The following is a 22,704-nucleotide window of genomic DNA, read 5'->3' as shown; positions in this document are numbered from 1 at the left end:
AAAATTGAAAATGAAAACATTTATATCAAACAAGATTATTACGGTGCTGACCTTGGCGACGGTATTATGGAGTTGTTCCAAAGAATTTTTAGATGAACCAAGGAATACTGCGGGTCTTCCAGAATCAGTGGTGTTTTCCGATAGGGAGATTGTGCAATCTTTTGTCTCAGGAATTTATGCTAGGTACAAAGGGCAATGGGACGATGATTTAACCGATGGGGTTAATAATTCAAATACCGATACAGGAGGATTATACGCAATGTATTATGCAAGAACCGTTAAAGGCAACGATGTCATTCAAGCGCCCTCGTGGTTTTTATTTGACTATGCGCACGAGAATCGGTCGCCAACTTTCAGAAGAACAAGTTTTACATGGACCTTTAATTATGAAATTATCAATTATGCCAACGTTATCATTAATGGTGTAGAGAGTAGCCCAAGCTTGGATGAAGCTACCAAAAAAGAGTTTATTGCCTTGGGCAAGGCTATAAGAGCCTTTCATTATTTTCAACTGGCCTTAGAATTTGCACCGAACTATAACAATGACAGATCGGTGGCCAGAATACCAATTTATACGAAACCTGCAACGGGCGCTTCGGAAGGAAACGCGCCAAGTCCTTTAAGTGATGTGTATAATATGGTTTTGTCCGATTTGAAAGATGCGATTCAAGATTTACCAGAGGAAAGGCTGGGTAAAAGTTACATCAACAAAACGGTGGCCAATGGTATTTTGGCTCGGGTGTTACAAGTCACCCAGGACGATTGGGCCTTGGCCTCATCTTCGGCACGGGAAGCCTATGGGGGGGATGCCAGTATAGCTGTGGCATCCACAAACTGGGGTGAAGGTTTTGATGATTTAACTGATCAAGATTGGCTATGGGGCATGTTTCAGGACGGCTCCAACGAAACCAACTTTTTCTGGTTGTCGCCACATGCTATGTTCGATCATATGAATTTGTCCTACAATGCGGCCTACATCAATACTAATTTTAGGGACACCTTTTCGGATACCGATGTTAGGAAATTATTCCAAGATTTTTATGGGTCTTCAACACCGTATCGGGAATTTATCACCACCAAGTTTAACTTCACTTTTGCTTCGGACGTACCATTTATGAGAAAATCGGAAATGGTATTGGTAGATGCCGAGGCGCAGTATCGTTTAGGAGATGAAGGAGAGGCTAGAAGTTTGCTATTCGCCCTGCAGAGTGCGAGGGATCCGAATGCAACCATGTCCACAAATTCAGGGAATGCCCTTTTACAGGAAATTTTATTAGAACGAAGGAAGGAGCTCTATGGCGAAATGGGAGTGGAATGGTTTGATGCCAAAAGGTTGAGAATGCCCATAAATAGAGATGCTGTCCATCGTGTGGTGGTGAATGTGCCTGCGGATAGCGAATTGTTCTATTTAACGATTCCACAATCAGAAATTGACGCGAATCCAAATATGGACGACAGTATAAATCAATAACATCTTTAAGCCAAGAATTATTATGAAAAAAACCATAAAAGCAGTTCTATTTCTTATGGTATTGACGCTGTTCAACTGTAAGGAGTCTCAGGATTTTGAACTTATTAATTACATAGCATTTGAAAACACAGTTTATGATTTTGGAGTGGATATCCAAGGGAGTAGCACAAACCAAATAAAAGTGTACACCACACAACTTTCTGGAAGTGATAGGCAGTTCAGTGTGGAAGTAGATGCCGAAGCTTCATCGGTTGACCCATCAGCTTACACAGTGCCTTCAACCGTGATTGTGCCAGCCAATACCAATGTTGGAGAACTTCCCATTACCATTTCAGATATAAATATTAGTGCGGAAGGAGAAACTTTAGTACTAGTTTTTAAAAATGAAGACGGCCTTTTTATAGGCGAACCTATTACCTTGAATATCAAACAAATTTGCCCAGTTCCCGAAACCACATTAAGCATTACTTTTGATGGCTTTCCAGAGGAGCAAGCTTGGGAATTGTATGATGCCAGTGATAGTTTGCTGTTTTCTGGTGGACCGTATCCTGACCAAACCGAATTTAGCCAATCGTTTTGTTTGCAATCTGGGACGTACAAGCTAATCATGTTGGATGCTTTCGGAGATGGTGGAGGCCCTTATACTATTACCAATAATGACAACGTCATCATTTCGGGTGATGGGGCCTATGGCTTTGGAGAAGAACAGACCTTTCAAATAAATTAGCTACTGAAAAATCAACCAAACTAAGCTATACCTAAGTGTTGACTTAAGCCGAGGAACTGGTTTCCTCGGTTTTTGTTTTCTTTTTATTTCGAAACATCATCACCACCAAAATAATCATGCCGGTAGTTACGGATAAATCGGCCAGATTAAAGATGCCTGTCCTTAACGTATCGTTTAATCTCAAATATAAAAAGTCCGTAACGCTTCCATAAGCAAACCGGTCATAAACATTAGCAATACCACCACCGATGATACTGGCAAATGCAAACAAAGACCAATTATCCAAACTTTTGTCTTTCAGTATATGGCGCATGACAAGAGCCAAGACTATCACGGGTAACACTAAAAGTAAAATGATTTTCAAAGTGCCATTTAGCTCACTGCCCATTCCCAAAAAGGCACCGGTATTTTCAACATTCATCAGTTGAAGATAGTCGCCGACAATTGGTGATGAAGAGCCGGGCTCAACATTTGCTCGAACCAAAACTTTAGAAATCTGGTCCACTGCAATAGTGACAATTGTAGTAATAAAAATAAACGCGGAGCGACGTGTGATTTTCATTTAGGCATTGGCTTCAAAAGTTGCAGATGCAGTTTGTGCTTCTCTATTGATTTTCTTTACCAAGCCTTGCAATACATTCCCTGGGCCCACTTCGGTAAATAAAGTAGCACCATCGGCTATCATTTGCTGTACGGATTGTGTCCATCGCACCGGAGCAGTCAATTGGGAAATCAAATTCGCTTTTATCTCATTTTCGTCACTTACGGCACTGGCCGTAACATTCTGATAAATATGGCATTTCGGTGTGCTAAATGTGGTGCTTTCAATTGCTGCTGCCAACTCTTCGCGTGCAGGCTCCATTAATGGTGAATGGAATGCACCTCCAACCGGTAAAACTAAGGCACGACGCGCACCTTCTTCTTTTAAGGTTTCGCAGGCCTTGTTTATGGCATCGATTTCACCAGAAATCACCAATTGTCCAGGGCAATTGTAATTGGCGGCAACAACAACACCTTCTGTCACAGCACATACTTTTTCAACAATATCATCCTCTAAACCTAAAACGGCCGCCATAGTGCTGGGTTGTAATTCACAGGCTTTTTGCATGGCCATAGCACGTGTTGAAACCAGTTTTAAGCCGTCTTCAAAAGTCAGTGTGCCATTAGCTACCAACGCTGATAATTCGCCCAAGGAGTGTCCAGCAACCATATCAGGTTGAAACGAATCGCCCAAAGTTGTTGCAAGTATTACGGAATGTAAAAATATAGCGGGTTGGGTTACCTTAGTTTGTTTCAAATCCTCAGCGGAACCTTCAAACATAATATCTGTGATATTAAAGCCCAGAATGTCATTGGCATTTTCAAAAAGTTCTTGGGCTTCTGGCGAGTTCTCGTAAAGATCCAGTCCCATTCCAGTGAATTGGGCACCTTGTCCAGGGAATACGTATGCTTTCATAGTTAGTTGATTAGTCAGTTTCTGTTTAGTAAAAATAATAATAATTAGCTATTATCAATGGTTTTGATAATTTTTGCGGGATTGCCAGCAATAAACACATCATCCGGAAAACTTTTGGTAACTATGGCACCCGCTCCTACCACCACGTTGTTGCCAATAGAAACTCCGGGACATAGCACTGCGCTACCACCAATCCAAACATTTTTTCCAATGTTTATGGGTTTTGCGAATTCCTTGCCACTATTACGTGCTTTGTGCTCCAATGGATGCGTAGCTGTATAGATTTGAACATTGGGTCCAAACATGGTATTGTCGCCAATGTTTACTGGGCAAACATCCAAAATACAACAGTTGAAATTCATAAAAACATTGTCGCCAGCTTTTATATTGTAGCCATAATCACAATAAAAAGGAGGTTCAATCCATAGGTTTTTGCCTGCTTGGGGCATAAGTTGGTACAGCAACCGGTTTCGTTCTGTTTTGTTATCGTCATTCAGACTATTTGCTTTTTGAAAAAGTAGTCTAGCCATATGGCGCTCTTCAACCAGTTGCTCATCCTTGGGGTTGTACATTTCCCCAGCAATCATTTTTTCCTTTTCGGTCATCTGAAAAAAGCACTAAATTCTTTCGTAAGTAATAAACGAAAAATCATGGTCATGCTCTGCATCCTTTTGGTGGAAAACATTTTCGGTTTCCTTCCAAACTGAAGTATCAATCTTTGGGAAGAAGGCATCTGCCTCAAAGGTTTCGTGTACTCGGGTGAGTTCAATTTTATCTGCAATTCCCATGGATTGTTCATAAATCTGTCCACCACCGATAATAAACGGCTGGCTGTCATTTCTTGAAGCATCAATGGCATCTTCCAAGGAATGCACTATTATAACTCCTGAAGGAGCTTTATAATCTTTTTGTCTTGTTATCACCACATGGGTGCGGTTGGGCAGGGGTTTGGGGAAGCTTTCAAAGGTTTTTCGTCCCATGATGATGTGGTGTCCACTTGTTAATGACTTAAAACGTTTTAAATCATTACTTAAATCCCAAATCAACTGATTGCCCCTGCCGATGGCATCGTTCTCCGCGGCCGCGGCAATTATAGTGAGTTCAGAGGTCTTTTTTTTGGGGGTGGTTTTTTCAGTTGTGGCCAAGGTTTCGTTGTACACCTCGCTCTTCGCTTTGATTTCTTCCTCTTTTCTAAACCCTTCTTTCATTTTATCAATGCGCTCCTGCTGTTTGGCTACCAATTTTTCCATTTGTTGTTGCTCCCATGCCTTCCCCATAAATTTGTGGGTCACAAACACGTTGAAGAGATGGTATAGAAACAGGAAAAGCCAAATCAAAATCGCATAAACAAACCAGTTGATGCCAGCAATGGTAAAATCCTTGCCAATACCAAGAACCGTGTTGGCCACGATTAGAAAAACACAACCAATCAAAAACAGTACAAAATGCGCATACAGCCTTTTTTTCTGTTTTACCCGTCTTTGGGCGTTTTCAATAAGTTCCAGTTGTTCCTTATCTATTTGAGGTGCTTGTTTTTTCTTCCCGAACATGTTCAACGTTTAAAAAGTAAAGTTAAAGTTTTTTAATTACTGGAGCGCAAAAATAGGAATTTAACTGCGTTATCACGCCAAAAAAACAAATGGCCTGATAATCAATTATAAATGCCTTCAAAAATTGCATAAAACATAAATTTCAATGGGATTATTTGCATACTTTAAAGTAATGCGAAACACAGATTATCAAATTGATAATTATTTAAAAATAAGCGGGTTATCATATACCAGTTCTGGTAGTTTTTATAAATTTGCACCAATAAAAAACACCTAGAATTATGGCTATTAAAAAACAGTATTTAAAGAGTAAACCTATATGTAAAGTAACTTTCACGGTAGAAGCTCCAGACGCAAAAAAAGCATCTGTAGTTGGAAGTTTCAACGATTGGAATGCTAAAAAAGCACCACTTAAAAAATTAAAGAACGGTACGTTTAAAGGTACCGTTGATTTAGACAAAGACAGCTCTTACGAGTTTAAGTATGTTGTTGACGGTGCTTATGTTAACGATTCTGAAGCAGATTCTTATGCCTGGAACGATTTTGCAGGTGCTGAAAACGGCGTTGTAACCGTATAAGTTTTACTAAAACATTTACACAAGGCACCTTCTTTTGGAGGTGCTTTTTTGTTTTACGCCCATTTTAACTAACGGCCTAAATTTACTTTAGGGCGCTGGGATGTTTTGAGCGTTACCCTAAGGGGTCGGGCCTGTCTGCCGTCAGGCAGGCTTTCCGCTCATAGTTTTGGCTCTCCCGGAAGCTTTCGGGAGCACGTCTCCCCAAAAGCGGCCGCTTCAATCCCTAACGCGGAAGCATTGGAAGAAACAACCCTTTTCGGGGTACTCCTTAATTATCTAATAGCGGTTTTAAGTTGGTTAATGCCTCAGCTTTCTTTATATCCGATAACTTTTTGGAATAGCGTCTACCATTCAAAAACTTTCCAATAAAAGTAGACCGGACTAAATAATGATAGCTTGCAAAACTGATAACCCCGGCACTAATGACTACAACTAGCGTTTTAATAGTGGAGGCTACTGGCCAATCCACAAGATAACTCGGAAGCATTACCACTATAGTAACGTGCACCAGATATACCCAATAAGAAGCATCGGAAATATATCGCATTCTTGCGGAATGATTACTGGTATAGCGAATAAATAAACCCGTGATGCCGAAAATAAAGAACCAAACCATTACGGATTTTAAGATGATTAGTCCTTCGTAACCAATGGAACTACGCATGAAAAAATATACGCTAAACAGGATGACACCAAATAAGGTATTTATCCAATCGTGTTTCATAAAAACATGTAATAGATGTTTAGATTGATACAATACCCAGCCAATACTATAGAAGGTGAAGTAATAAATAAAGGTGTTAAACTCAGGAACAAAAGAGATCGATGTGGATACATAAGAAACTCCCATTATAATATAGACTAAGGCCGAGATACTTGCCAAAACCAAAATACGAAGTAAAGGCCTTTTAATAACCCAGTTAAATCCATTTGAAATTCTAAGTGAAACAATTGGGAGCTTTTTAAATATAAAACCGAATAGCACAGAGACCGCAGTTATCAGAACTAAATAGTACAAAAACCACAGGTGAAATGTGCTTTGGGGAATATATATGCCCAAGTTGGTGAACAGGGACAAAGTGTCTTCCAAAGCATTGGCGTTACCTTGAAAAATACGTCCCGTATAAGCAAAACCAAATACAATGGTTGGCCAAAGTAAAACCACAAAAACCAAAAAGGGGTATAGGATCCTTTCTAGGCGATTTTTTATCATTTTTATAGGCGTGCGCTCATAGAATAGCATGGCGCCAAAAAATCCGGCCACCATAAAAAATATTTGCATTCTAAAGGCATGAATCAAGCCAACCATATAGTCGTTTGAAAGGTGGGTAGTATTGGGGTCTTGGATCTGCCAAACCTTGTAATCAAAGGTGCCATAGGTTATAACTGAGTGCAATACCAGACCTAAAAGCATCATAATAGCCCGCAGGGAGTCCATGGAGTGTATTCTCCTAGTTTTTGTCAGTGTGGTTTTCATTTGGTTGGTTTGTTAATGGCAACTAAAAAGCAGCCATTGTTTATTGAGTCCCTATAGTATAAGAATATTTTCTGACAAAAAAATAAAATACTAAATCATGGTAGTTTACACCGCCACAACCCCCTTAATATGCGGATGCGGATTGTAATCCACCAAAGTAAAATCCTCAAAGGTAAAATCAAAAATATCTTTTACTTCGGGATTTAAAATCATTTTTGGCAATGGTCGGATATCACGGGATAATTGCAATTCCAACTGCTCATAATGGTTACTGTAAATATGGGCGTCACCAAAGGTGTGGATAAACTCACCAGCTTCGTAACCGCAAACCTGCGCCATCATCATGGTAAATAATGCATAGGAAGCAATATTAAAGGGCACGCCTAAAAAAATGTCCGCACTGCGTTGATAGAGTTGCAAAGATAATTTAGGCTTTTTATTTGCTCCTCCTTCGGGGGCTGGGGGGCTTACATAAAATTGAAAAAACGCATGGCATGGAGGCAGTGCCGCTTTGCCATTGGCTACATTTTCGCTAAAGCTTTTTGAAGTGTCCGGCAATACCGATGGATTCCAAGCAGACACCAGCATGCGTCGGCTGTTGGGGTTGTGCTTTAAGCTGTGGATAACGTCTTTGATTTGGTCAATTTCATCACTGTTCCAGTTACGCCATTGATGCCCGTACACTGGTCCAAGATCACCGTTTTCATCGGCCCATTCATTCCAAATCCGCACTCCGTTTTCTGTTAGGTACTTAATATTGGTATCGCCCGTTAAAAACCACAACAGTTCGTAAATAATCGATTTTAAATGCAATTTTTTGGTGGTTACCATCGGAAACCCTTCGCTTAAATCAAATCGCATTTGATATCCGAACACACTTTTGGTGCCCGTACCCGTGCGGTCCGATTTTTCATTGCCATGCTCTAAAACGTGTTTTGCTAAGTCGTGGTACTGCTTCATATTAACTTCCCATGGACACGGGAATCTCTTTAAGATTAAACATAGGCTGCATTGTAATAACAGCGGTCACGAATTTAAAGAAAAAGACAAGTTAATTTTTCATTAATATGAGGGAGAATATCAAAAAGTTATTAACGATAAGTCATGTTGTTTCAAAACAAAAAAACCACTCTATCTTTAGAATGAACGGTTTTTTTGTTTTTAAAAGGTTGGTTAGCCCGCTTGCTGTTGCGTGGAGTCCTGTTGTAATGTGCTTTTAATAAGCTCTACTTTTACCGTATTTTTAAATTTTTGAGCTACCAAAGCCCTTTCGCGTTCTACTTCTTTTATACGCTCTTTAATTTCTCGACTTCGTTGACGGATTTTCTGTAACTTTTCTTCGCGTTGCCGTTGTTTGCTCATTTTTAATCTGCGGTTCGCTTCTTGCCGTTCCTCTAATTGTTTTAATGAGCGTTCTTTTCTGAGGGACTCTAAATACACAGAGCCATAGGCGTATGCATACATTGCTAAAAATAGTAACAAGATTATGCCTAAAGTAATGTAAGTAGTCATAATTATTTAGTTTAAAGGAGAAGGTTTGTGTTCAAAAAAAACTTTGAACTGCTACAATTTACAAAATAATCTGAATCATTGTAAAAATAATCGTTATAATTCAATGAAAAAAAAATGAATATCTCAAAATATTAATAATAAACATATTTATATTTTATTGATTATGTTAAAATGATAAATTATTTCTAAAACAAACATCGTTGATTTAGAGACTGAAAGTATTATTAGTGAAGCACCTCTATTATTCCAAATATTTTGAGCAAATTGGGTGTTTTTTATCCAATAATCATCCCTGCAATAGTGGCTGAAATCAACGATGCAATTGTGCCACCCAGTAAAGCGCGCATTCCAAATTTGGATAACGTTTTACGTTGCCCAGGCGCTAAGGAACCGATGCCTCCAATTTGGATACCAATGGATGCAAAATTGGCAAAACCACAAAGCATGTATGTGGCCATTATCACAGATTTTTCATAATTCAAATGAACGGCTTTTGATGCGTTTTTCAGGTCCGCCAACTGGATGTAGCCTACAAATTCGCTGGCGACCAATTTGATGCCCAGCAGTTGTCCCATTAAGGCCATATCTTCCTTGGCCACACCTATTAACCACATTAAAGGAGCGAATAGATACCCCAAAATAAGCTCTAAAGAAAATTCATCATAAATGGTATTATTGGCAATCCACCCATTAAAAGAAGTGATATCGCCAATCCAAAAAAGAATACCGTTGAACATGGCGATGAACGCCAAAAATACCAATAACATGGCACCAACATTAACCGCAAGCCTAAGACCTTCAGTAGTGCCATTAGCAATGGCATCTAAAAAGTTAGAACCAATTTTTTCTTGTGATACGGACACATCCGTATTTACGGTTTCTGTTTGGGGATAAAGTATTTTGGAAATCACAATCGCGCCAGGTGCTGCCATCACTGAAGCGGCCAATAAATGTTTGGCGTAAAACAACTTTAACACATCGCTGTCTCCACCTAAAAAGTCGATATATGCGCCTAAAACAGCGCCCGCAACTGTGGCCATCCCACCAATCATCACCAACAGTATTTCGGATTTGTTCATGCGCTCCAAATAGGCTTTTATCAATAATGGGGCTTCAGTTTGTCCCAAAAAGATATTCCCTGCCACGCTAAGACTTTCCGCCCCCGATATTTTTAAGGCTTTGGTTAACAGCCATGCCATGGCTTTTACCACTTTTTGAATAATGCCTAAATAGAACAATACAGAAGTGAGCGCCGAGAAAAATATAATCGTCGGTAAGACTTGAAATGCAAATATATAGCCAAAGGTTTGCGTATCCGATATTAGGCCACTGAAAAGGAAATCGCTTCCAGCTTTTGTGAATTCCAAAATTTGAACAAAAATGCTTCCGAGAAACTCGAATATGCTTTCAATAAATGGCACTTTTAGCACGCCAATTGCAATTAGCAATTGCAGCGCCAATCCCATACCCACAATTTTCCAGTTGATCGCTTTGCGATTACTGCTGAATAAAAAGGCGATAAACACCAAGGATAGCATACCCAAAATACCGCGCCAAAGGCTGTTGAATGAAAAGCCCTGACTAGGAATAATTTCGTCAGGCGAGTCTGCGGAGGTATTTTTAAGTTTGGTATTGGCAGTCGCAGTGGCAGTGGTGTCGCCAACAAGAGTCGTATTGATTTCCGTTTCAACCTGCGAAATTAATTCAGTGGGATTGCCTTCGGTAAGTGCAGTGTCGTTTTGTGAAAATGAAGGTGTTGTAATCAAGCAAAGGATAAACATGATACTGAAAACCAATTGCTTCATAAAAGAAATGTTTAATTACCGTTTGGAGATTTCATCCCGGATGTGTGCAGCTTTTTCATAGTCCTCATTAGCTACGGCTTCGTCCAATAGCTTGTGAAGTTCATCCAAAGATTTTGAAGAATAGTCCGTTTGGGAGGTGGCAGGTTCCAGCTCACCAGCTAAGACATCATCCACTAAAACGCTGTCCTCTGTTTCGTCTTCGTCTTCTTTTTTGGTGTCGACTTTCAAATAGATACCAGCCTTATCCAAGATATTTTTATAAGTGAAAATAGGAGCGTCAAAACGTAAGGCCAGAGCAATGGCATCACTCGTTCTGGCATCGATGATTTCCTCAATCTTATCGCGTTCGCAAATCAAACTGGAATAGAAAACGCCATCTACCAATTTATGGATGATGACCTGTTTTACTACGATATCAAATCTATCGGCAAAATTCTTAAAAAGGTCGTGAGTTAAAGGTCGTGGTGGGCGGATTTCCTTTTCTAAAGCAATGGCTATGGATTGGGCTTCAAAAGCACCAATGACGATAGGAAGTTTTCGGTCGCCCTCAATTTCATTCAATATCAGGGCATACGCTCCATTCTGGGTCTGGCTATAGGAAATGCCCTTTATGTTCAATCTTACTAAACTCATACTATTTTAAAACGCAAAGAACTGCTTAAATTTGGAATTTACCAACTGCCATAGGCAGATTTACAATTAATTCGCCAAATTTAAACAGTTCCTCGTCTTTCGAACTTACAAGTTATAAAATATTTTATTGCTGGGCTTTAAAAACCTTCAATTTTTCTATGAGTTGTGGCACCACTTCAAAAGCGTCACCAACCACCCCATAATCTGCGGCTTTAAAGAAAGGGGCTTCGGGGTCGGTATTAATCACCACCTTAACTTTTGATGCATTTATCCCAGCTAAATGTTGGATGGCTCCTGAAATGCCAATGGCGATATAAAGGTTGGAAGCCACAGGTTTACCTGTTTGCCCAACGTGCTCACCATGGGGTCTCCAGCCTAAATCTGAAACAGGTTTTGAGCAGGCAGTTGCCGCTCCAAGTACGTCGGCCAATTCTTCCACCATACCCCAATTTTCTGGGCCTTTTAGGCCTCGGCCACCAGACACCACAATTTCAGCATCGGCAATAGTTACTTTATCAGTGGCTTTATCGATGGATTCTACCTTTACGTCTGAAGCTGGCAAAGAAGGTGCAAAACTTTCAGAAGACGCGCTCCCACTGTTTTCAACCAGTCCAAAAGCATTATTGGAAACTCCAATGATTTTTACATCGGACGTAATTTCGGTATTTTCGAACGCCTTATTGGTAAAGGCAGTTCTCTTAACTGTAAAGGGACTGGAGCTTGACGGAACACCCACGACATTTGAGGCATAACCAGCGTCCAATCCAACGGCTACAAGAGGTGCCAGATATTTACTGTCCGCACTGGAACTTAGTACCACAACTTTGGCACTTTCTTTTTCTGCACCCTGTTGAAGGACCGAGGCATAAGCTTTCGCATTAAAACTATCTAATTCTGAATTAGATACGTTCAAAACCTTATCCACGCCATAATTGCCAAGGGCAGAAGTGTCATCAATATTAATGGCCACTGCAGTTACGGTAGTGCCTAACTGGTCGGCTACTGCCTTGGCATAAGATGCCACCTCAAAAGCCGATTTTTTAAACTTATTCTGTTCTGATTCTGTATATACTAAAACTGACATAATATTTTTTCAAAATATAAATCCCAAAAAACAAATCCCAAACATTTGGAATTTAGTAATTGGAATTTGGTTATTAAATCACCTTCGCTTCATTATGAAGTAAATCCACCAATTCATCCAAATTATCCGGAGATACCAATTTTACGGCACCCTTTGGAGCAGGCTTTTCAAAGGAGACCGATTGGGTTTTTGCATCTGTATCCACAGGTTCTAAAACGTTCAAAGGTTTTTTACGTGCCATCATAATCCCTCTCATGTTGGGGATTTTCAAATCACTTTCTTCAACTAATCCTTTTTGGCCTCCAATCACCAGTGGTAAACCTGTAGAAACGGTTTCCTTCCCACCGTCAATTTCCCTTGTAGCGGTTGCTGAGCCTGTCGAAGCATCCACTTCAAGTCCGATGCAATTGTTTACAAAATTGGCACCCGTCAACCCGGCGAGTAAACCTGGCACCATACCGCCATTATAGTCAATGGATTCGCGCCCAGCAATCACCAAATCATAACCTCCGTCGGCAACAACTTTAGCCAATTGTTTTGCCACTGAAAAACCATCCGTGGCAGGAGTGTTTACTCTAATCGCCTCGTCAGCACCAATGGCCAGCGCTTTGCGCAATGTAGGTTCGGTTTCAGCACCTCCCACATTGGCAACAGTAACGTTAGCACCTTGTTTTTCTTTAAACCACATGGCTCGTGTCAACCCAAATTCGTCATTGGGATTAATCACAAATTGTACGCCATTGGTGTCAAATTTTGTATCGCCCCCCGTAAAATTTATTTTCGAAGTTGTGTCCGGCACATGACTTATACAAACTAATATTTTCATAACATTATTACTATTAAAATACGTTTATTTTTAACTGCACGAAGGTAGGTATTTTATTTGAAAAATACTATGCACGCATAATAAATTTTGAATTTTGTATAATAGTTTGAATTTATGCTTACTATTTACCTTTTAATGAATTTAAAGACCTTGAAGTGGTTCTCTTTGTTCGAGATTTTTAGTAGGTATAGCCCACTACTTAAAGTGTTTATTGGGATTTTATTATCCACCAATATTTGCCTTTTCCTAATTTTTTGACCTGTAATTGTATGCATTTCGGTGTATAGAGGCTGATGAGGCATATTTGAAATATGTAGATAAGAGTTTGCTCTAGTTTCGAAGAATTCGATATCATTCAACTGAAAGTTTTTACTGGACAATACTTCTTCTTCAAATTTAACTATGGTACCAGTAAATACGTTGAAAGCTCTTTCTAAAGTAAAAACTTTGTTATCAATATCTAAATCGACATAAATGTATCCAATAGCTCCAGAAGGAATACAGGTGATGTCAAGGACTGAATAAAGTCTTTGCTCAATAGAATAACATGGCTGTTCATTCGTGCTCTCGGAGGCAGTCCCGGATTCCACTTCCCATAGTGTTAATGTGTTATCCGTTGCCCCTCCCTTTAATTTAATAGAAAATGAATTGCCGCAAGGGGTTAAGTTATCTGTTCTAGCCAACAATATGTCTTCGGTTTCATCATAATCAAACGTTAATTGTAAGGAAAAATCCTGCGGGACACTATTTTCATTAAGGGAGCAATCTGGGCCAAAGCCAGGTATATCATCACAATATTTGTTAAAACTAAATTTTTTACCATCTAAAAATTCAATAATTTCAGCATTTATGGTGGAAGACGTATAGGTGTAGGGAGAAAGAAAACCGTACGAGATATACATGATTTCTCGAGCAACTTTATCTTCAATTTCAACAACCAAATCTTTGCTATTAAAAGCTACGCCGTAGATTTTTCTGCTACTCCAAGCTTCATAGAAGTCGAATATTTTGTATTTGGCAAATATTTCTGTTACCGTTTGATTTGGGTGGGTTAAGGTCAATGTGCCATCGTTGTTTTCTGTAATTAAGGGTTCGTCTTTAAAGTACATACCTTCTACAATTGAAGGGCATAATAGGTTGGTTTGAGCATTTCCAAGCAAGGAAATAGCAAAAAGTATTAAAAGGAAGTAGCGTCGTTTCATAAAAATGAATTAAAGAGACGTTATAAATGTACGAAAAAACATAATTCCGTAGGTATATTTTTACGTTAAATTTTTGTCATGTTTCTAATGAAATATTGTTATTTTTGCAGTCTGACTTAAAAGCAAGTTTATGAAGACAATTCAGTTTAGAGAGGCGATCTGCGAAGCCATGAGCGAGGAAATGCGCAGAGACGAAAGTGTATATTTAATGGGTGAGGAAGTAGCGGAGTACAATGGGGCCTATAAAGCTTCCAAAGGCATGTTGGACGAATTTGGACCAAAGCGGGTTATAGATACCCCTATTGCCGAGCTTGGTTTTGCTGGTGTGGCCATCGGTTCCACCATGACAGGTAACAGGCCTATTGTGGAATATATGACCTTCAACTTCTCTTTGGTTGGAATTGATCAGATTATAAACAATGCAGCAAAAATTAGACAAATGTCTGGCGGGCAATTTAAATGCCCCATCGTATTTCGCGGGCCAACAGCTTCGGCGGGTCAATTAGGTGCAACGCATTCCCAGGCTTTTGAAAATTGGTTTGCCAATACCCCGGGCTTAAAAGTGGTGGTGCCATCAAATCCTTACGATGCTAAAGGTTTGTTGAAAGCGGCCATTCGCGATGACGACCCTGTTATCTTCATGGAAAGTGAGCAGATGTATGGCGATAAAGGCGAAGTGCCAGAAGGTGAATATATTTTACCAATTGGTGTTGCCGAGATCAAAAGAAAAGGTGATGACGTAACCATCGTATCTTTTGGAAAAATTATCAAAGAGGCTTACAAAGCAGCTGATGAGCTTGAAAAAGAAGGCATCTCCTGTGAAATAATAGACTTGCGCACCGTGCGTCCGATGGACAGAAAAGCCATCTTGGAATCCGTTAAGAAAACTAACCGTCTGGTAGTTTTAGAAGAAGCATGGCCTTTTGGAAATGTGGCGACTGAAATTACCTATTTGGTGCAAAGCGAAGCATTCGATTATTTGGATGCTCCGGTTGTGAAAATTAATACCGCCGACACCCCGGCCCCATATTCGCCAGTATTATTGGCAGAATGGTTGCCAAACCACGAGGATGTGATCAAAGCGGTAAAGAAAGTACTTTACAAATAAATTCTGACGTTTTACGTTATATAAACTTCATCCACTATCGGCATAGAATTTGCGCGGTTGTTGGTGAAGTTTTTGTTTTAAGATGAACCAAGCCCTATTTGCCAACCCATGCAACCAATATCAATTTTGTTTGTCTTATAAAAGGAAATAAAGTTTTTTGAATGAAGATAAACCTGCTTTTTGCCCTTTTTCTTTTCAGCATTGGTATTGCCATGGCCCAAACTAAGGTGAGCGGCTACGTGTTTGATGAAACTGACGAGCCGGTTTCCTTTGCCAACGTAATTTTTACGGGCACTTCCGAAGGAACTATTACGGATGAAAATGGTAAGTTTTATTTGGAATCCGATGAAACTCGGGATGGACTTACCGTCTCATTTTTAGGGTATCATACGTTAAAAGTGCCACTGACCAAAAAAGTCAATTATAATTTAAAATTCACTTTAAAGGAAGAAGCGTCCCAGCTAAACGAGGTCGTTATCGTTTCTGGAAAACAATCCAAAAAGAATAATCCTGCTATCGATATTCTGAGAAAGATTTGGGAACATAAACGCCAAAATGGGCTGAAACAGTTCAAGCAGTACGAATACGATAAATACGAAAAAGTAGAGTTTGATATCAATAGTATTGACAGTGGGCTTATAAAAAGTCGCCTTTTTAGGGGGATGGAGTTTGTTTTTGACGAAGTGGACACCTCTAGCGTTACGGGGAAAACCTATTTACCCATGTTTATCAACGAGGCAGTTTCCAAGGTATATGGAGACAACACCACCAATAAGGAAAAAGAGGTATTACAAGGCAATAAAAACTCAGGGTTTAGTGATAATCAGGTCATTATTGATTTTGTGGGCGATTTGTACTCCGATTTCAATATTTATGACAATTATTTGAAGTTTTTTGATAAGAGCTTTGTCAGCCCATTATCCAGAACAGGAATCAATACCTATAATTACGTACTATCTGACAGCACATTCATTGACGATAAATGGTGCTTCAATATTATATATTACCCAAGACGAACCAACGAACTAACCTTTAAGGGCGATTTTTGGGTAGCCGATACCACTTATGCCATCAAGGAAATTAATCTTCAGGCTTCAAAAAGTGCCAATATCAACTGGGTAAAGGATATTTATATTGAACAGGAGTACGATGTGTTGAATGATTCCCTGATTTTAATTAAGCGGGACTATATGATGAGTGATTTCTCCTTTAGTAAAAAGGAAAAGGCCAGAGGTATTTATGGGAAACGTACCACGCTTTACGATAATTATGCGTTTGATATTCCTAAGGATGAAAAATTCTATGAGACCGAGGTGTACAATTATAACGTGGATGCCTACGACAGGGATGATGCCTTTTGGAAGGCCAATCGTATGGAAGAATTGAGCAAGGATGAAAAGGCCGTTTATAAAATGCTGGACACCCTAAAAACGGTAAAGAAATTCCAGCGCCTTTATAATTTGGGAAGTATTTTGGCTTCTGGCTATATTGAATTTAACTCCTTGCCTTTGGATTATGGGCCTATTTTTTCCTCATTTGGTTTTAATGATGTAGAGGGTTGGCGCGTAAGGGCTGGAGGGCGCACCTATTTCGGACAGAATGACTTATGGCGACTGGAAGGCTTTATGGCTTATGGGTTCAGGGACGATAAGTTTAAATACGGCATTTCAGGTAAATGGATGGTCGATAAAAAGAATCGAGTAATCTTATCGGGAGGTAATCGCCGAGATATTGAACAAATCGGGGCAAGTTTAACCACCAGTTCAGATGTGCTGGGAAGAAGTTTGGCATCCTCTTCGGTGGCCAATACGGGTTCCAATGATAAATTAACGGCTATTAACCTCACTAGTTTTGCTGTGGAAACCGAGCCCTTTCGGAATCTGATCTTTAGGCTTGGTGGTAACTACCGTACTTTGGAGTCGGCATCCCCTACCTTTAGTTTGGATTATAATACCCCTGATGGTGTCCGTTCCAGAATCAAGCAATTTGAGACTACCTTGTCCCTGGAGTATTACCCGGGAAGAAAGATGACAGGTTTTGGAGTGGAACGCCGAACCGCAAATTATGATTTTGCCCGCTTTTTTGCTCAGGTCAGCCGGGCGGACCGAAGTATTTTAGAAAGCGATTTTGATTATACTAAAGTGCAGTTGTCTTACTTACAGCCATGGCAAATTGGTGGTTTTGGAAGATTGACCACTTCTGTTGAGGTGGGGAAAACCTTTGGGGAAGTGCCTTTGGGGCTGCTTAGTGTCATTCCTGGGAACCAAACGTATTTTTCTATTTACAACACCTTTTCCCAACTGGATTTTTATGAATTCGTTTCGGATACTTATGCCTCATTTCATATAGAGCATAATTTTAACGGTCGCATATTTTCTAGGATTCCGCTGTTAAAAAAGCTGAATCTGCGCGAAATTATTGGTGTTCGAGGTGTTCTGGCTAGTATTTCAGATGAAAATATTGCATTGAGCAACGTCCCCAGCAATCCAGCAAACCTCTTATTGGTAGCACCGTCAAAAGAGCCCTACTACGAGTACAGCCTAAGTGTTGGTAATATTTTTAAGGTGTTTAGGCTCGATTTTAACTTCCGAGGTAACTACAAAGGCGCTGAGCAATATCCCAATGCACGAAAGTTTGGTATCACGGGGCGCTTTGGGTTTAATTTTTAGGGCGTGTTTAGTGGACTCCTATCATAGCCAGTTATGGATTAGATTAGCGTTTATTTCGATTTGACACTGGATTTGGTTATTCCTAATAAATTTGGACGCATTGAAATCCGCCGTAGTTTGTACACCTTAAGTTAGTATTTTAATAAAGTTTGTCGACGGTAGCCTATCTACTTATCTGCAGGAACGAAATTCGTGATTTTCTGATAGATTCAGCTTTTCCTACTTTGGAGTTTTTGATTAATCATTAAAATTATTTATTATTTAAATAAAAAATATAAATAAAAATATATGATTTTCTTTTTATAATTTTGAACTGTTCTAAATAAAAAGATATGGAAGCAGAATTATTAAACGGCAGTTTTCACAAAAAGAGGTCTGAAAACGGTATTAGGAAAAGCAATGAAAAGGTAAAAATAGCCGTTGCCCAAGGCGACGGTATTGGCCCCGAAATTATGGGGGCTACCCTAAAAATCCTTAAGGCAGCAGGCGCCAAAATTGAGCCTCATTTTATTGAATTGGGCGAGCAGGTGTATTTATCCGGGAATACCTCGGGCATCAAACCTGAAGCATGGGAAACTATCGGCGATGCAAAGATTATACTAAAAGCGCCAGTAACTACGCCACAAGGGAAGGGCTATAAAAGCTTGAATGTTACCTTAAGAAAATCACTTGGGTTGTTTGCCAATGTGCGTCCCGTAACGGCCTTGCATCCTTATGTAAAGACTAACTTCCCAGATATGGATGTGGTGATTGTGCGTGAAAATGAGGAAGACCTCTATGCCGGTATAGAACATCAACAAACAGACGACGTTGTACAATGTTTAAAGCTGATTACCAGGCCGGGTTGTGAGCGCATCGTACGTTATGCTTTTGAGTATGCCAGAGCTTTTGGTAGAAAGAAGGTTACCTGTATGATTAAGGACAATATTATGAAATTGACCGATGGACTCTTCCATAAAGTGTTTTTAGAAATAGCGGCGGAATACCCGGATATCATTAACGAATCCCAGATTATTGATATAGGCGCGGCCCATCTGGCGGCCCACCCTGAGCGATATGATGTGATCGTTACTTCAAATTTATATGGGGATATTATCTCTGATATCGCGGCCGAGGTTGGAGGTTCCGTGGGGATGGCTGGTTCGGCCAACATTGGGAAAAATATTGCTATGTTTGAAGCCATCCACGGCTCTGCACCTGATATTGCGGGGCGGAATATTGCCAATCCGTCTGGGTTATTAAATGCCGCAATCAACATGTTGGCTTATATAGGTCAAACTGAAATAGCGGATAACATAAAAAATGCGTGGTTAACTACATTGGAAGAGGGCTACCATACTGCGGACATTTACAATAATCAATACAGTATAAAAAGAGTGTCCACTAGTGAATTCGCCGATGCCATTATTGCTAGATTAGGGGAGTCCCCTGTAAAATTACCGAAAAGTAGCATGGCCAGTGGTACTGGAAAAATTACAATTCCAGAATATAAGCGCAAAGAGGCCGAAAAGCAATTACTGGGAGTGGATGTTTTTATGGATTGGAAAGGCTCAAACCCTGAGGAAATAGGTGAAATGCTTTCAAACATAAGCGTTTATAAGCTCAAGCTTAAAATGATTACCAATAGGGGGGTTAAAGTGTTCCCAAGGGGGCTAAAGGAAACCTATTGTACAGACCACTGGAGATGCCGATTTGTGGCGATGGATGCGAATATTGATAAAACCGAACCTGTTTACGAACCCGTGGAATATGAGCAGGTTATCGCTTTGTTATCAAAATTGCATAATGAAGGCATGGACGTCATAAAAACAGAAAACCTTTATGAATTCAATGGAAAACGCGCTTTTTCATTGGGGCAAGGGGAATAAAATATTTGGTTGGTTTAGTTTAGTTAATAGTTAAATGTTGTTGTTGAAGACCCATGAATTTTCGTGGGTTTTCCTTTGAGTATAATCATAATTTATTTAAATGAATATTATAAAAAATATAAATAAAAATTAATCTAAAATTAGTTGTAACTTTACAATGTAAGATTATAAAAATCTTCAAAAGATTATCTTCATAATAGATGATTTGAGTTGGTCAATAGCATGATTTCCCCTTTTGAAATCAGAACAAAATCCATGACATTATCATGGATTTTGTTGTTTTACAACGTCCAGAAATCCCATTAAAATAGGGTTGCGATTTTCACTATGCCAAACCATGGATAGCTCGGTCCGCTGTGGCATCATATCCAGTTCAATAAACTTTATCCCTTTAATATGGCTTGAGGCTAAAGATTTTGGAACTATGGAAATCCCAAAATTATTTTCTACCAGTTTGTATATAGAGCTGGCATGAATAGTAAGATGGCTTACCAAAGGCGCAAAACCACTGTCCCGAAAAACCTGCATGACATTATTGTAATACGATTGGCTGTATTGGGGGTCAAAAAGAATAAAGGATTCTTCTTTAAGTTGGCACAAATCCTCAAAATTTGAGGTATCTAGCGGATGGTTTTTTGGCAATACTAAACAAAAGGTATCGCTCAATACACGTTTTATCTTAATGGAAGGTGGGATATGCTCCAAACGCACGAAACCGACATCAATTTTAAAATTCAACAGATTCTCAATCTGTTTTTGATTGTCCATTTCCTTTAAGCTGAACACCACATCCGGATTTGTATCCCGGTAGTGCAATAGCAATTCTGGAATGATACGTTGCATTGCTGAGCCCACATATCCAAACTTCAGTTGACCTTTTTTGCCGTGCCCCAAAAGTTTAGTGTGATTTAAAATATCATCAAGCTGCTTTAGATTGATGACGAGTTCGCGCTTTAGATATTCGCCAGCTTTGGTCAATATAACTTTCCGGTTGTGTCGCTCAAAAAGTTGCACCCCCAAACCCTCCTCCATTTGTTTGATCTGTCTGCTTAAGCCAGGTTGCGAAATATAGAGGCGCTCGGCCGCTTTTCTAAAGTGTAGTTCTTCGGCAACAGCCAAAAAATAATTCAAATGTCGATATTCTAATTGATTACCCATAGTTATCAAAAAGTAACATAAATAGTCTTTTTAAACATCAAAAATAGGGATAACTTTGTAATAATCTATTAAAAATTTAACCGATGTTCCGATATGGCATAGATGAATTAACCGTAAAAAAGGTAATCCGAATTGCCAATGGTGATTTGGAAGCAACCTTAACTTCAGAGGCAAAAGAAAAAGTCATTGCTTGTAGAAAAAAAGTTGAGGTAATTGCAAATGCCAACAAGCCCGTTTATGGTATTAACACTGGTTTTGGCCCGTTATGTGACGTTCGAATTTCAACGGACGAAACCAATCTTTTGCAAAAAAATCTGTTGCTGACGCATGCCGTTGGTGTGGGTAAGCCCATTGATAAAACCCTATCCAAACTCATGATGATTTGCAAGGTACATTCACTGTGCCAAGGCTATTCGGGCATTCGTTTGGAAGTCATCGAACGTATTTTATATTTTATTGAAAATGATCTTCTGCCGGTGGTCCCTGAGCAAGGTTCGGTAGGGGCATCGGGAGATTTAGCACCATTATCCCATCTGTTTTTGCCGTTAATTGGCGAAGGGGAATTTTGGGCAAATGATACTGTTGTTCCGGCAAAAGAAGTTTTAATTCAGCATCATTTAAAACCTATCAAACTAAAAGCCAAAGAAGGCTTGTCCTTAATAAACGGCACCCAGTTTATTTTGGCGCACGCAGTCACTGGCCTAAAAAAAATGGAATACCTGCTGGATTTGGCCGATGTGGCAGGAGCCATGAGTATTGAGGGCTATCAAGGTAGTTCGGCCCCGTTTAAGGATGAATTGCACAAAATCAGACCTTTTCCGGGAACTATTGAGGTGGCCGAACGTATGTTCGCTTTGCTTTATAGGTCGCAAAATGTGGATTCTCATGAAAATTGCGAGCGTGTGCAGGATCCATATTCTATGCGTTGTATTCCGCAGGTCCATGGGGCATCCCGAAATGCCTTTTATCATTTACGGGAACTCACTGAAATCGAGTTGAATTCCGTAACCGATAACCCTATTGTTTTAAGCGATACCGAAGCCGTTTCAGGAGGGAATTTTCATGGGCAACCTTTGGCCATGTCATTGGATTATGGTTCAATTGCCACCTCGGAACTGGGGAATATTTCGGACAGACGATGCTTTCTATTGTTAGAAGGCAAATTCGGATTACCGCGACTATTAACTACTGGAGGAGGGCTGAATTCCGGTTTTATGATTCCACAATATACCACTGCAGCTTTGGTTACGGAGAATAAATCCTTGTGTTTTCCGGCTTCAGCCGATAGCGTACCAACGGCATTGGGCCAAGAGGACCACGTTTCCATGGGCAGTATTTCGGGCAGAAGATTCAATCAGGTTTTGGGGAATTTAGAGAAGATTTTAGCTATTGAATTGATGTATGCGGCACAGGCATTGGAATTTAGGAGGCCCAATACCTTTTCTGATATTATCGAGGCGAATTTTAAAGTCATCCGTGAAAAAGTGCCAAAATTAGAAGGCGATCGGCTGTTGAAGGATGATATTGATGCCATGATTGAATTGGTGGCAAATCAGGCTTTCATTTTAAAATAAATTGAA

Annotated in this window: 21 protein-coding genes; 8 read left to right on the top strand and 13 right to left on the bottom strand. The window is 39.8% G+C overall.

The window, feature by feature from the left end; all coding sequences use genetic code 11:
- Positions 1-10 precede the first annotated feature (10 nt).
- The gene (locus H7U19_RS06700; RefSeq protein ID WP_186560511.1) at positions 11-1,471 is read left to right on the top strand and encodes a RagB/SusD family nutrient uptake outer membrane protein; all 1,461 of its coding nucleotides are present in this window, start codon (positions 11-13) and stop codon (positions 1,469-1,471) included.
- Positions 1,472-1,493: 22 nt separating this feature from the next.
- Positions 1,494-2,198, top strand: coding sequence for a DUF4843 domain-containing protein (locus tag H7U19_RS06695; protein WP_186560510.1), 705 nt, complete (start codon positions 1,494-1,496; stop codon positions 2,196-2,198).
- 43 nt (positions 2,199-2,241) lie between these two features.
- Here H7U19_RS06695 and lspA read toward each other — a convergent pair whose 3' ends face one another.
- The 4 genes from lspA to H7U19_RS06675 are packed head-to-tail and all read right to left on the bottom strand — an operon-like array spanning position 2,242 to position 5,204.
- Positions 2,242-2,760 (bottom strand): signal peptidase II, encoded by a 519-nt coding sequence (lspA, locus tag H7U19_RS06690; RefSeq protein WP_186560508.1) that lies wholly within the window; start codon positions 2,758-2,760, stop codon positions 2,242-2,244.
- Complete coding sequence (fabD, locus tag H7U19_RS06685) at positions 2,761-3,654, bottom strand: ACP S-malonyltransferase (RefSeq protein WP_186560506.1); 894 nt, start codon at positions 3,652-3,654, stop codon at positions 2,761-2,763.
- A 44-nt stretch (positions 3,655-3,698) separates the two neighbouring features.
- Positions 3,699-4,241: a sugar O-acetyltransferase gene (locus H7U19_RS06680; RefSeq protein ID WP_281386152.1), complete on the bottom strand. Its 543-nt coding sequence runs from the start codon at positions 4,239-4,241 to the stop codon at positions 3,699-3,701.
- A 30-nt stretch (positions 4,242-4,271) separates the two neighbouring features.
- Positions 4,272-5,204: a dihydrofolate reductase gene (locus tag H7U19_RS06675; RefSeq protein ID WP_186560502.1), complete on the bottom strand. Its 933-nt coding sequence runs from the start codon at positions 5,202-5,204 to the stop codon at positions 4,272-4,274.
- A 145-nt stretch (positions 5,205-5,349) separates the two neighbouring features.
- On the opposite strand from H7U19_RS06675, the gene H7U19_RS16975 reads away from it, so the two are divergent.
- Positions 5,350-5,481 carry a hypothetical protein gene (locus H7U19_RS16975; protein ID WP_281386150.1) on the top strand — a complete coding sequence of 44 codons (132 nt, stop codon included), beginning with the start codon at positions 5,350-5,352 and terminating at the stop codon, positions 5,479-5,481.
- Positions 5,482-5,485: 4 nt separating this feature from the next.
- The gene (locus H7U19_RS06670; RefSeq protein ID WP_186560500.1) at positions 5,486-5,782 is read left to right on the top strand and encodes an isoamylase early set domain-containing protein; all 297 of its coding nucleotides are present in this window, start codon (positions 5,486-5,488) and stop codon (positions 5,780-5,782) included.
- 268 nt (positions 5,783-6,050) lie between these two features.
- On the opposite strand, the gene H7U19_RS06665 is transcribed toward H7U19_RS06670, so the two are convergent.
- The 8 genes from H7U19_RS06665 to H7U19_RS06630 all read right to left on the bottom strand — a co-directional run bounded on the left by H7U19_RS06665 (position 6,051) and on the right by H7U19_RS06630 (position 14,321).
- The gene (locus tag H7U19_RS06665; RefSeq protein ID WP_186560498.1) at positions 6,051-7,259 is read right to left on the bottom strand and encodes an acyltransferase family protein; all 1,209 of its coding nucleotides are present in this window, start codon (positions 7,257-7,259) and stop codon (positions 6,051-6,053) included.
- 105 nt (positions 7,260-7,364) lie between these two features.
- Positions 7,365-8,219 (bottom strand): thymidylate synthase, encoded by an 855-nt coding sequence (locus tag H7U19_RS06660; RefSeq protein WP_186560496.1) that lies wholly within the window; start codon positions 8,217-8,219, stop codon positions 7,365-7,367.
- Positions 8,220-8,432: 213 nt separating this feature from the next.
- Positions 8,433-8,771: a hypothetical protein gene (locus H7U19_RS06655; protein WP_186560494.1), complete on the bottom strand. Its 339-nt coding sequence runs from the start codon at positions 8,769-8,771 to the stop codon at positions 8,433-8,435.
- 275 nt (positions 8,772-9,046) lie between these two features.
- The gene (locus H7U19_RS06650) at positions 9,047-10,576 is read right to left on the bottom strand and encodes a NupC/NupG family nucleoside CNT transporter (protein ID WP_246454673.1); all 1,530 of its coding nucleotides are present in this window, start codon (positions 10,574-10,576) and stop codon (positions 9,047-9,049) included.
- A 15-nt stretch (positions 10,577-10,591) separates the two neighbouring features.
- Positions 10,592-11,209, bottom strand: coding sequence for a bifunctional nuclease family protein (locus H7U19_RS06645; RefSeq protein ID WP_186560492.1), 618 nt, complete (start codon positions 11,207-11,209; stop codon positions 10,592-10,594).
- Between the two features lie 124 nt (positions 11,210-11,333).
- Positions 11,334-12,293: an electron transfer flavoprotein subunit alpha/FixB family protein gene (locus tag H7U19_RS06640; protein WP_186560484.1), complete on the bottom strand. Its 960-nt coding sequence runs from the start codon at positions 12,291-12,293 to the stop codon at positions 11,334-11,336.
- 73 nt (positions 12,294-12,366) lie between these two features.
- Positions 12,367-13,119 (bottom strand): electron transfer flavoprotein subunit beta/FixA family protein, encoded by a 753-nt coding sequence (locus H7U19_RS06635; RefSeq protein WP_186560482.1) that lies wholly within the window; start codon positions 13,117-13,119, stop codon positions 12,367-12,369.
- A gap of 125 nt (positions 13,120-13,244) precedes the next feature.
- A complete protein-coding gene (locus H7U19_RS06630) occupies positions 13,245-14,321 on the bottom strand; it encodes a T9SS type A sorting domain-containing protein (protein ID WP_186560480.1) in 1,077 nt (358 codons plus the stop codon).
- Between the two features lie 130 nt (positions 14,322-14,451).
- Here H7U19_RS06630 and H7U19_RS06625 point away from each other — a divergent pair, with 130 nt between their 5' ends.
- The 3 genes from H7U19_RS06625 (at position 14,452) to H7U19_RS06615 (ending at position 19,966) form a co-directional block, all read left to right on the top strand.
- On the top strand, positions 14,452-15,429 hold the full coding sequence (locus tag H7U19_RS06625) for a pyruvate dehydrogenase complex E1 component subunit beta (RefSeq protein ID WP_186560478.1): 978 nt from the start codon (positions 14,452-14,454) through the stop codon (positions 15,427-15,429).
- A 161-nt stretch (positions 15,430-15,590) separates the two neighbouring features.
- Positions 15,591-18,098: a DUF5686 and carboxypeptidase-like regulatory domain-containing protein gene (locus H7U19_RS06620; RefSeq protein WP_186560476.1), complete on the top strand. Its 2,508-nt coding sequence runs from the start codon at positions 15,591-15,593 to the stop codon at positions 18,096-18,098.
- A 332-nt stretch (positions 18,099-18,430) separates the two neighbouring features.
- Positions 18,431-19,966, top strand: a complete 1,536-nt coding sequence (locus H7U19_RS06615; RefSeq protein WP_186560474.1) for an NADP-dependent isocitrate dehydrogenase — start codon at positions 18,431-18,433, stop codon at positions 19,964-19,966.
- Between the two features lie 264 nt (positions 19,967-20,230).
- On the opposite strand, the gene H7U19_RS06610 is transcribed toward H7U19_RS06615, so the two are convergent.
- Positions 20,231-21,124, bottom strand: coding sequence for a LysR family transcriptional regulator (locus H7U19_RS06610; RefSeq protein WP_186560472.1), 894 nt, complete (start codon positions 21,122-21,124; stop codon positions 20,231-20,233).
- Positions 21,125-21,207: 83 nt separating this feature from the next.
- On the opposite strand from H7U19_RS06610, the gene hutH reads away from it, so the two are divergent.
- Positions 21,208-22,698 (top strand): histidine ammonia-lyase, encoded by a 1,491-nt coding sequence (gene hutH, locus H7U19_RS06605; protein WP_186560470.1) that lies wholly within the window; start codon positions 21,208-21,210, stop codon positions 22,696-22,698.
- Positions 22,699-22,704 lie beyond the last annotated feature (6 nt).

This window comes from Hyunsoonleella aquatilis (assembly GCF_014270105.1).
GTDB lineage: Bacteria > Bacteroidota > Bacteroidia > Flavobacteriales > Flavobacteriaceae > Jejuia > Jejuia aquatilis.
This window is presented reverse-complemented; position numbering and strand designations above follow the sequence as displayed.